Source organism: Aquifex sp., from assembly GCF_056494385.1.
The window spans coordinates 1-8,600 of sequence record NZ_JBSLZM010000002.1 but is presented as its reverse complement, the minus strand read 5'-3'; the positions used below and the strand labels follow the sequence as shown (position 1 = coordinate 8,600).

Sequence of the window (8,600 nt, the reverse complement as noted above, 5' to 3'; positions counted from 1 at the left end):
CTCCCCCATACCCCAACCCCCCGCCGAGCCCGCAATTTGCTCAGCTCGCTTCCCGTGCGGTCGCGCGCTGAGCAATAAAGAACGTAGGTTCCTCCCTCTTTTCCTCGCAGAAGGAAACTTAAAACTCACAAGGTAGGGATACTTTTTTACCTACTTCCGAGGTTCTTTTCCTTTTTCTTCTTTCAAAATTCTCTTTACCTCCGGCCACTCTTCCATTAGGAACTTGTAAGCTTTATACAGCTTCACAAGTTCCCGCATAGGTTTAAACAGCTCCTCACGTGTGGTGAGTTTTATATTTTCCTGCTTACTTCCTATAGCTCCCTGAAGTTGCAAGCCTTCTTTTACATTTCTTTTTTTTGGTTTCCATTTCCCAAGCGTTAAAGTTGTATATTCAAGCCTTAAGATTTTTTCCGTTTTATCACTTGGTAGCCCCAATATGTAGCAATATTCTTTAAGCCTTCTCTTTATATCGTCAATGGTTATTCCCATTAATCTTTAATTCTAAGCCCAAAGATTGAAGAATTCAATTAGAAAAACACTTGACAATTAGATTTCCAAGTGATATATTCTTAATTAGGAATCCAATTGAGGAGGTGCAAAAATGGAAAAGCTAACACTTGAAGGACTCAAGGAAGTTTTTAGGTGGGCAAGCAAGCAAAAAGACAGGAAAGGACGCTCCCTCCTGGAAAGAGCGAGGGAAAGCCTAATGACTGGTTCCTACCTCAAGTATAACACAGAAGTGGACATTAAGGACGGCATAGCCTGGTGGGATTGCAATTGTCCAGCAGGAAGAGGAGAAAAACCCTGTAAACACGTAATAGCTAAGATAATCCAAATCCACGAGGATGAGCTTCGTAAACACTCCGGGAAGTGGGATAACTGGTTCAAAGAAATAGAAAAGAAAGTCCTTGATGCCTTCTCCTCCTTCTAAAACCTTTTTTAAGGAGGTAAGCTATGGCCAAAGAAATTAGCCTGTATGAAGCGGTAGTCAAAAAAGCCCTCGCAATCCTTGACCGCAAAGACTTTGCGCAAGTAAACGGCAGGATAGAAATAACACGGGATGGAGCTTTAAAAATCCTCTCCTCCCTTCCCATATCCTATGAAATCCGGACCTTAGAACAAGAAGTAAACTCCGAATATGCCAAGGTAAGAGTCAAACTCTCCTTAGAGTTTCACAAAACAGGCATAACCAGAACCACCGAAGGAGTAGGCATATGCGAAAAATGGGAACTTGAAAAATCCAGAAGCTACAGCCTTCACAACCTCATAACCAAAGCAGAAACAAGAGCCATTAAAAGAGCAATAGAAACAGCCCTCGGAGGAGTCATAAACGCTGTAATCCTACAACTCTTCGGAAGCTACGAGGGGAGGTAGCAACAGTGCAACTGCTACTTTTCCTAAAGCTTGAAGGAGACCCGGGAAGCTTTATAGAACTCAAAATTTACGGAGACAGCGAAGGAATAAAGGAAATACACATAACCGCAGAAAACGGCATAATCCCCCTCGTAATAATAGACCACTTAGGCCAAGCAGTAAAAAGAGGCCTTCAAGGAATCAACGGACTAAACCGCTGGAAGATAAAAGAACTAAAGCTAAATCTCCACGAAGACATAAAAGACTTTATGGAGCTCATAGGAGGCAAGTAAATGCCTCGCCCCGTTTCCTCTCTCCTCTTTTCCCGGAGTAGGGAAACTTATTTACCTACCTTAGAGACCACTTTAAAGGAAATGAAGGAAGTTCTTAAAGACCTTTGCAAGGTTTACGGGATAGAGGACTTAAGTAAACTCCAATACAAGACCATAGCCATAAACCACACCGAGATAAGGAAGAACGAAAAAGTCTATAAAAGAGTCCAGCTAAAAGGTTTTAATAACCGCTCCAAGACCATAGCAAGCTGGAGAGAAGAGGACGCCCCCAGAGACCTTTATAGGCTCGTGAACCTCTACCGAGCCTGCAGACACCTTTCCAAAGCCTGCGACTATCTTTATGGTGTTTAACAAATTAGAGAATGCATCCACACATGGAAATTAGCAAAGTAGGGAAAGCTAAAGGAACTACTCAAGAAAGTTGAAGAACTCAAGGAAACAGGAGATACGAGCGATAATTTCTTTTTCTTCCCCGCTTTATTTATTTTGCCTTGCCTCAGCGACTATCCACCTGAAAGCCAAAGCCCCAAGTAGTGCATGAGAAAGCCCCCAAGAAAGAGCAACAAAAACCACTAAAACTATCCCAACGATAAGCCCGATATCCTTTATTTCCGTTTCCTGTTTTCCCAAATCCACGATTAACCTATCATCCCACCCCTGCCAAGACTTAAACCTTAGCTTCTTCCTTAATTCATACTCAAGGGATGGATTAACCTTCTTTATATCCCTACAGCTTACAACCACAACCTTAGAAACTCTTATAAGCCACTTAACAACCTCAACCTTAACCTTACTTTCCGCTTTATCTATATCGTCGAGTATAACAACCTTTCCCTTACAAGCATTTATAAGCTTCTCATTTTTTTCAAACTGCTTTAGACCTTTCAAGTCATCTTTTTCCAATCCCGCTCTTTTATACCAGTTTTCAAGACCTTCACCGACAGGGATATAAACCGCTTCTATACCGTAAATATCCTTAGAAAACTTTTCAATCTTCCTAAGTTCCCGTGTCTTTCCCGCCCCCATTCCCCCTTGAATGACTAAGACCTTGCCTTTCCTTATATAACGTTCGTTTACTTCCTTATGTGTCCAAAAAAGGAACTTGAAGGTTTTTACATCCCTTACTCTAATAGATGCTCTTTTCCTCCAGAAACCGGGACCCTTGATAACCAAGTAAGCCAAGCTTTAACCTCCCTAATTTTCAAGGATTACAACTGTAGCCACACTTTTAAATTATATGCGTGTGAATTGCAAGTAGACCTGGACACAATCACTAACACGCTAACCCAGGTTGGGAAACTTGTTTACCTAATTTCGGTTCAAGGATTGCGTTTTGTTATACCTTATAAAGAAATATGAAACTCGTTAGGGAGTTAATAGTAACCAGTGAAGAAGAAATGTTTAAGTTCGCGGAAGAGTTTTCCAAAAAATTAAAGGGAAACGAGGTTATATGCTTGAGGGGAGAGCTGGGAGCAGGTAAAACGACATTCGTTAAGGGACTCGCAAAAGCTCTTGGAATAAAAGAAGGGCATCAGGTCAGGAGCCCTACTTTCACGCTGGTGAACGAGTATCTCACAAAGAGGGGAAAGCTAATTCACATAGACCTTTACAGGGTTAGAGATTTTGATTACTCCGAGTTCATAGGAGAGGGAATATTAGCGGTTGAGTGGGAAGAAAAAAACGATAACTGTGACTACGTTATAGAGATTGAATACACGGGAGAGAACAAAAGAAGGGTTAAAGTTTTCTCATCTGTAAAGACGTGAGCACTTCTCAACCCCCTCCACTTTCTTAATCCTTTCGCATATCTCGTTCAAGTGGTTTCTGTCTTTAACCCCTATTGTGAAGTCCATAACGGCATACGTATCGTTCGTTCTCGTCGTAGAAAGGTATATGTTTGAATTGGCCTGAGATATGGCACTTGCTATATCCGAGAGTAGACCCATCCTGTCTTTCGCAAGTATCCTTATATCCGTCAGGAACCTTCCCTTTCCCTTCCACTCAACTTTTTTAACCTTATCCGGGTTAACCTTTAGAACGTTTTTTAGGTTCGGACATCCCGCCTCGTGAAGAACTAAACCCTTCACCCTCGTTATAACTCCGTAAACTTCGTCTCCCGGGACAGGCTTACAACACTGGGCAACCTCGTATTTGATATTACCGAGGTCCTCAAGGTATACAACGCTCTCGTTTTTCTCCTGCTGTTGAACGTTCCTCTCCTTAGGAGCTATTAGCTTTATGAGGTTAGTTAAAGATACCTTTCTCTTTCCGAGGGCAAGGTATAACTCCTCTTCCCTTTCAAAACGAACCTTTTCCCTTATCTTCCCCAGGAGTTCCTCATGGGGGATGCCGAGTTTCTGCCTCAACCTCTCAAAGAGCTTTTTACCCTCGTTTATATACCTTTCCTTTTCTTGTTGCTTTAAGAACTGTTTTATCTTGTTTCGTGCCTTTGGAGTCTTTACAAAGGCAAGCCATTCGTAACTCGGTGTCTTATGAGGATTCGTTATTATCTCAACTACGTCACCGTTTTGGAGCTCGTAATTTAGGGGAACTATCTTCCCGTTTACTTTTGCACCGGCACAGTGATTTCCGACTTCCGTATGAATTTTATAAGCAAAATCAACAGGTGTTGAACCTTTGGGAAGAACTATGAGGTCTCCTTTCGGAGTAAATACAAATACTTCCTCAAAAAATAGATTGTTTTTAAGGTTCTCAAGAAGGTCCGTAGGATTTGCACTTCCCTGTATGCTCTCAACGAGTTCCCTGAGCCAGGTGTAAACTTGTGAGTCGTTTATATTTTTTCCCTCCTTGTAAGCCCAGTGAGAGGCTATACCCTTTTCCGCACGTTCGTGCATCTCATAAGTTCTTATCTGAAACTCAACGAGCTTCCCCTTATCCGCGACAACGGTTGTGTGAAGGGATTGGTAAAGATTAGGCTTGGGTAAAGAGATGTAATCCTTAAACCTTCCGGGAACGGGTTTAAAAAGGCTGTGAATTATACCAAGTGTTGTATAACACTCGGGAATTGTGTTTACGATTATCCTAACCCCGAGTATATCGTGAACGTCTTCGAGCTTAATCCCCTTCCTCTTTGTCTTTTCCCATATACTGTAGTAGTGCTTTGTTCTGTATTGTATATCTGCTTTAATGCCGTGCCTATCAAGGGCTTCCTTTACCTTCGGAATTACGTATTTCTTCAGATACTCCTCAAGCTCCTTCCTTGATTGGTGAACGAACTTTCTTACCTTTTCGTATTCCTCGGGGTATAAATACTTAAAAGCGAGGTCCTCAAGCTCGTTCTTTATCCTCCATACACCCAGTCTGTGGGCAAGAGGTGCAAATATTTCAAGGGTTTCCCTGGCTATTCTCTTTCTCTTTTCTTCTCTAAAAACCCATAGGGTTTTCATATTATCCAGTCTGTCCGCAAGCTTTAGGATTATCACACGCGGGTCCCTTGCCGTTGCAAGGATTAGTTTCCTGTAGTTTTCAGCCTGGTCGGATTTATACTTTATCTTTCCTATTTTTGTAACTCCGTCAACAAGCTGTGCTACGTTTTCGCCAAAAAGCTCCTTTATCTCTTCGTAACTCGTTTGGGTATCTTCAAGGAGGTCGTGAAGGAAACCCGCTATAACGGTCTCCGTGTCCATCCCGAGCTCCGCAAGGATTAGAGCAACGTTTAAGGGATGAACGATGTAAGGCTCTCCCGTCTTCCTTTTCTGTTCACCGTGTCTCTCCTTTGCAAACTCGTAAGCCTTAACAATCTCCTCCCTTTTTTCCTCGGGTTGAAGTGACAGTACCCTCTCTAGCGTTTCTTCAAGACTCGATTGTTCAACTTTCTGCATCTAGTGTTTAATATAGTTTCTTAAGGGAGTTTAAACATGGTATTAGGAAGGTTACTGGGTGCATTTTCGAGTAATATCGGAATTGATTTAGGAACAGCAAATACCGCGGTTTTCGTGGAGGGAAAGGGAATAGTCCTTTACGAGCCTTCAATAGTGGCCATTGATACGAAATCGGGAAAAATCCTTGCGGTGGGAAAAGAAGCAAAAGATATGGTAGGTAAGACACCCGAGAACATACAGGCTATAAGACCCCTCAGGGACGGTGTGATAACGGACTTTGAAGTAACACAGGCTATGCTCACCTACTTCATCAAAAAGGTGATGGGGAGGATACTTTTTAAGCCGAAGCCCATAACGGTTATCGGAGTTCCGACGGGTATAACCCCTGTTGAGAAAAGGGCAGTAATTGATGCCGCAAAGAGTGCAGGGGCACGGGAGGTTTATCTGATAGCGGAACCTATGGCCGCGGCAATAGGTGCGGACCTCCCTGTTGAGGAGCCTGTCGGAAACATGATCGTGGACATAGGGGGTGGAACTACTGATATAGCGGTGATATCTCTTGCAGGAATCGTTGTTTCAAACTCCCTGAGAATTGCGGGAGACGAGATGAACGAGGCAATAATTCAGTATATAAAGAGGAAGCTACACCTTCTTATAGGGGAACAGACGGCGGAAAGGATAAAAATAGAACTCGGAAGTGCTATGACAGAGGAAGAGGAAAGGGAGCTGGAGATAAGGGGAAGGGATATGACGGGACTTCCGAGAACAGCGGTAATAACGAACCACATGATAGCTGAAGCCCTTGAGGATACCGTAAACTCAATAATAAACGCGGTAAGAACTACACTTGAGAGGACGCCTCCCGAGCTCGCTTCGGACATAGCGGAGAGGGGAATAGTTCTTGCAGGAGGCGGTTCTCTTCTCAGAAATCTTGACAAGAAAATAGAGCAGGAAACGGGAATAAAGGCGGTTTACGCTGACGAGCCTTTAACCGCTGTTGCAAGGGGACTTGGAAAAGTTCTTGAAAACATAAACCTCATAAGGAGAATATCTATGGAATGAGTTTAAGAAGCTTAAACCTTTACTTCTTATCGCTTCTTTTACTGACTCTTTTGATAATACTTGTTCCGAGGTTCTACTCTCCCGTTGAACCTTTTCTCCGAAAAGTCTCTTACATAATATTCACTCCCTTTTTAAAAACGGAGAGGGAGATAGAGGAAGAGGTTGAAAAGGCTCTCCTTTACATAAAGGACTTAAAGACAGCTACGAAGATGATAGGCTCATACAAGAAGTTAAAAGAGGAACTCCAAGCTTATAAGGAGAAGGTATCTCAGTATGAGGAGATTCTGTCAAAACTTGAGAAAGACCTTGATTTTTACTTTCCCCCAAAAGCAAAATACATTGTAAGTAAGATAATCTTTTACGACCCTTCGGGTGAGGATAGATTTTTCATAATAAGGGACGGAAAAAACAAGGATATAAAGAAGGGTGATATAGTCGTTTCTAAGGGATATATAATCGGAGTTGTGGACGAAGTTTACCCATCAACCAGTAAGGTTATAACCCTATTCAACGAAAAGACATCCCTTCTCGTTTCCGTTGAAAACGCCTCCAAGGCTTACATTTACAAAGGCGGAAGACCTTACGGAAAGCTTCTTTACGTGGAAGTAAAGGACAACGTAAAGGAGGGGGATAAGGTTCTTTACAAAGACCTAACGATGAAGATACCACCCTTCCCCGTGGGAGAGGTTATTTACACGGGCTTCGGAGAAACGCCTTTCTTTAAGGAGGTTAAGGTAAAGCCCTACGTATCTCCCCGCTCAGTTGAGTTTGTTGTAGTCTTTAAAGAATGAGGAGAATAGTCGTTTTGTTTAGCGGTGGTGTTGAGAGCACCGCACTTCTCGTTCATTACGCACTTAAAGGCTACGGGGTTTACCCCCTCTACGTTAGCTTCGGACTTCCTTGGGAAGGCTACGAAAAGGAGGTGGCAAAAAGGGTTATAAACACACTTAAAAGGAGATTTAAAGGAATACTAAACCTGAAGATAGACGTAGCAAAAGCTCCCTTAAAGCGTTTTGAAAATTATCCATCTTCGGAAAAGGAACTGGAAATTCCCCTCAGGAACCTTATACTCTGCACGAGAGGAGCTATATACGCGTATAAAAAGGGAATAGATAGGTGTGCTATAGGAAGTCTCGGTATATATCCTTTTCCCGACAATAAAAGGGACTACTTTGACAAACTTGAGGAGTTAATAAGTTCGGGACTTAGTAAACCCTTTGTTATAGAAACCCCCTTCTTCGGTATGGAAAAGGATGAGGTGATAAAGAAATACGGGAAGTATATACCTCTCAATATAACCCTCTCCTGTATAAACCCCGTTAACGGAAAACCCTGCGGAAAATGTATAAAGTGCAAAGAAAGAGAAGAAGCTATAAAACTCCTTTAGGGTTGTTAACAGTTAACAGATTTTCTACCAATACTTTATAGTTTATACTCGTGATGTTAGAAATTGCAAAGAGGATGCCAAGATAAGGGGATGAGAGAATAGATATATGGGCAGATAGAGAGGATAGAGGAGTATTTCAAAAGGTGTCCGAAGTATTGATGAGTGTTACAGGAGTAGAAGTAAGTCCCGAGGCTATAAGGTTGTGGTAGCATTCGTTAGCAAAGTTCCTGAGGACTCTTTATACACTTGCTTATGTTTGTATACGTGGATGAAACAAAAATAAAAGCAAGGAACAAGAAATACATCTAAAGGACCGTGGTATAGGAAGGCTGTTAGAAAACTAAGATGTGGATGGATACACGAGACTTTCGGGAGCAGGAATGTAGTGGAAAGGTTCTTTAGACATTTAAAGCACAGAATGAAAGCTTTTTACAAACGTTTTCCTCACAATGCTAAATACGAAACCATTTGGTCTTGGATTGCTACTTCCTTCTTCATTAAATCCTTGCTCTCTAAAACCTAAACTTAGCATTTTCGTTTACGAACCGAACGAAGGAAAAAAGAAGTGTCTTGATAGAGTTATAGAGCTTTACGCTAAGACGCTTGATTTTTACCTTGACGTCATCAAGAAAGCAGGAATATACAGGATAGTAGCGCTTGCAA

At 42.1% G+C, this 8,600-nt stretch carries 11 protein-coding genes and 1 pseudogene; 9 read left to right on the top strand and 3 right to left on the bottom strand.

The genetic code is table 11. The annotated features are described in order from the left end of the window. Positions 1 to 150: 150 nt before the first annotated feature. A complete protein-coding gene (locus ACWB1W_RS00240) occupies positions 151 to 489 on the bottom strand; it encodes a hypothetical protein (RefSeq protein WP_479369383.1) in 339 nt (112 codons plus the stop codon). Positions 490 to 601: 112 nt separating this feature from the next. Between ACWB1W_RS00240 and ACWB1W_RS00235 the strand changes: the two genes are divergently transcribed. The 4 genes from ACWB1W_RS00235 (at position 602) to ACWB1W_RS00220 (ending at position 1,997) form a co-directional block, all read left to right on the top strand. Further along, positions 602 to 931 (top strand): hypothetical protein, encoded by a 330-nt coding sequence (locus tag ACWB1W_RS00235; RefSeq protein WP_479369382.1) that lies wholly within the window; start codon positions 602 to 604, stop codon positions 929 to 931. Positions 932 to 954: 23 nt separating this feature from the next. Beyond that, a complete protein-coding gene (locus tag ACWB1W_RS00230; RefSeq protein ID WP_479369381.1) occupies positions 955 to 1,374 on the top strand; it encodes a hypothetical protein in 420 nt (139 codons plus the stop codon). Between the two features lie 5 nt (positions 1,375 to 1,379). Further along, the gene (locus tag ACWB1W_RS00225; protein ID WP_479369380.1) at positions 1,380 to 1,646 is read left to right on the top strand and encodes a hypothetical protein; all 267 of its coding nucleotides are present in this window, start codon (positions 1,380 to 1,382) and stop codon (positions 1,644 to 1,646) included. Between the two features lie 81 nt (positions 1,647 to 1,727). Next, positions 1,728 to 1,997, top strand: coding sequence for a hypothetical protein (locus ACWB1W_RS00220; RefSeq protein WP_479369379.1), 270 nt, complete (start codon positions 1,728 to 1,730; stop codon positions 1,995 to 1,997). A gap of 126 nt (positions 1,998 to 2,123) precedes the next feature. Here ACWB1W_RS00220 and ACWB1W_RS00215 read toward each other — a convergent pair whose 3' ends face one another. Beyond that, positions 2,124 to 2,828, bottom strand: a complete 705-nt coding sequence (locus ACWB1W_RS00215) for a hypothetical protein (protein WP_479369378.1) — start codon at positions 2,826 to 2,828, stop codon at positions 2,124 to 2,126. A 173-nt stretch (positions 2,829 to 3,001) separates the two neighbouring features. Here ACWB1W_RS00215 and tsaE point away from each other — a divergent pair, with 173 nt between their 5' ends. After that, positions 3,002 to 3,412: a tRNA (adenosine(37)-N6)-threonylcarbamoyltransferase complex ATPase subunit type 1 TsaE gene (gene tsaE / locus ACWB1W_RS00210; RefSeq protein WP_479369377.1), complete on the top strand. Its 411-nt coding sequence runs from the start codon at positions 3,002 to 3,004 to the stop codon at positions 3,410 to 3,412. Here the strand turns inward: tsaE and ACWB1W_RS00205 are convergent. Beyond that, positions 3,395 to 5,488: a RelA/SpoT family protein gene (locus ACWB1W_RS00205; RefSeq protein WP_479369376.1), complete on the bottom strand. Its 2,094-nt coding sequence runs from the start codon at positions 5,486 to 5,488 to the stop codon at positions 3,395 to 3,397. The two genes, tsaE and ACWB1W_RS00205, sit on opposite strands and share 18 nt — an antisense overlap. A 36-nt stretch (positions 5,489 to 5,524) precedes the next feature. Between ACWB1W_RS00205 and ACWB1W_RS00200 the strand changes: the two genes are divergently transcribed. From ACWB1W_RS00200 to ACWB1W_RS00185, 4 genes and pseudogenes are all read left to right on the top strand, one after another. Further along, a complete protein-coding gene (locus ACWB1W_RS00200; RefSeq protein WP_479369375.1) occupies positions 5,525 to 6,550 on the top strand; it encodes a rod shape-determining protein in 1,026 nt (341 codons plus the stop codon). Continuing rightward, on the top strand, positions 6,547 to 7,341 hold the full coding sequence (mreC, locus tag ACWB1W_RS00195) for a rod shape-determining protein MreC (protein ID WP_479369374.1): 795 nt from the start codon (positions 6,547 to 6,549) through the stop codon (positions 7,339 to 7,341). Before ACWB1W_RS00200 ends, mreC begins: the two co-directional genes overlap by 4 nt. After that, positions 7,338 to 7,937 carry a 7-cyano-7-deazaguanine synthase gene (locus ACWB1W_RS00190; protein ID WP_479369373.1) on the top strand — a complete coding sequence of 200 codons (600 nt, stop codon included), beginning with the start codon at positions 7,338 to 7,340 and terminating at the stop codon, positions 7,935 to 7,937. Before mreC ends, ACWB1W_RS00190 begins: the two co-directional genes overlap by 4 nt. 449 nt (positions 7,938 to 8,386) lie before the next feature. Further along, positions 8,387 to 8,600, top strand: a pseudogene (locus tag ACWB1W_RS00185) (hypothetical protein); the annotation flags it as partial.

Coding starts and splice junctions, on each gene's coding strand:
- tsaE (WP_479369377.1), top strand. CDS start 3,002: ATGAAACTCGTTAGGGAGTTAATAGTAACCAGTGAAGAAGAAATGTTT.
- ACWB1W_RS00190 (WP_479369373.1), top strand. CDS start 7,338: ATGAGGAGAATAGTCGTTTTGTTTAGCGGTGGTGTTGAGAGCACCGCA.
- ACWB1W_RS00230 (WP_479369381.1), top strand. CDS start 955: ATGGCCAAAGAAATTAGCCTGTATGAAGCGGTAGTCAAAAAAGCCCTC.
- ACWB1W_RS00205 (WP_479369376.1), bottom strand. CDS start 5,488: ATGCAGAAAGTTGAACAATCGAGTCTTGAAGAAACGCTAGAGAGGGTA.
- mreC (WP_479369374.1), top strand. CDS start 6,547: ATGAGTTTAAGAAGCTTAAACCTTTACTTCTTATCGCTTCTTTTACTG.
- ACWB1W_RS00220 (WP_479369379.1), top strand. CDS start 1,728: ATGAAGGAAGTTCTTAAAGACCTTTGCAAGGTTTACGGGATAGAGGAC.
- ACWB1W_RS00200 (WP_479369375.1), top strand. CDS start 5,525: ATGGTATTAGGAAGGTTACTGGGTGCATTTTCGAGTAATATCGGAATT.
- ACWB1W_RS00240 (WP_479369383.1), bottom strand. CDS start 489: ATGGGAATAACCATTGACGATATAAAGAGAAGGCTTAAAGAATATTGC.
- ACWB1W_RS00235 (WP_479369382.1), top strand. CDS start 602: ATGGAAAAGCTAACACTTGAAGGACTCAAGGAAGTTTTTAGGTGGGCA.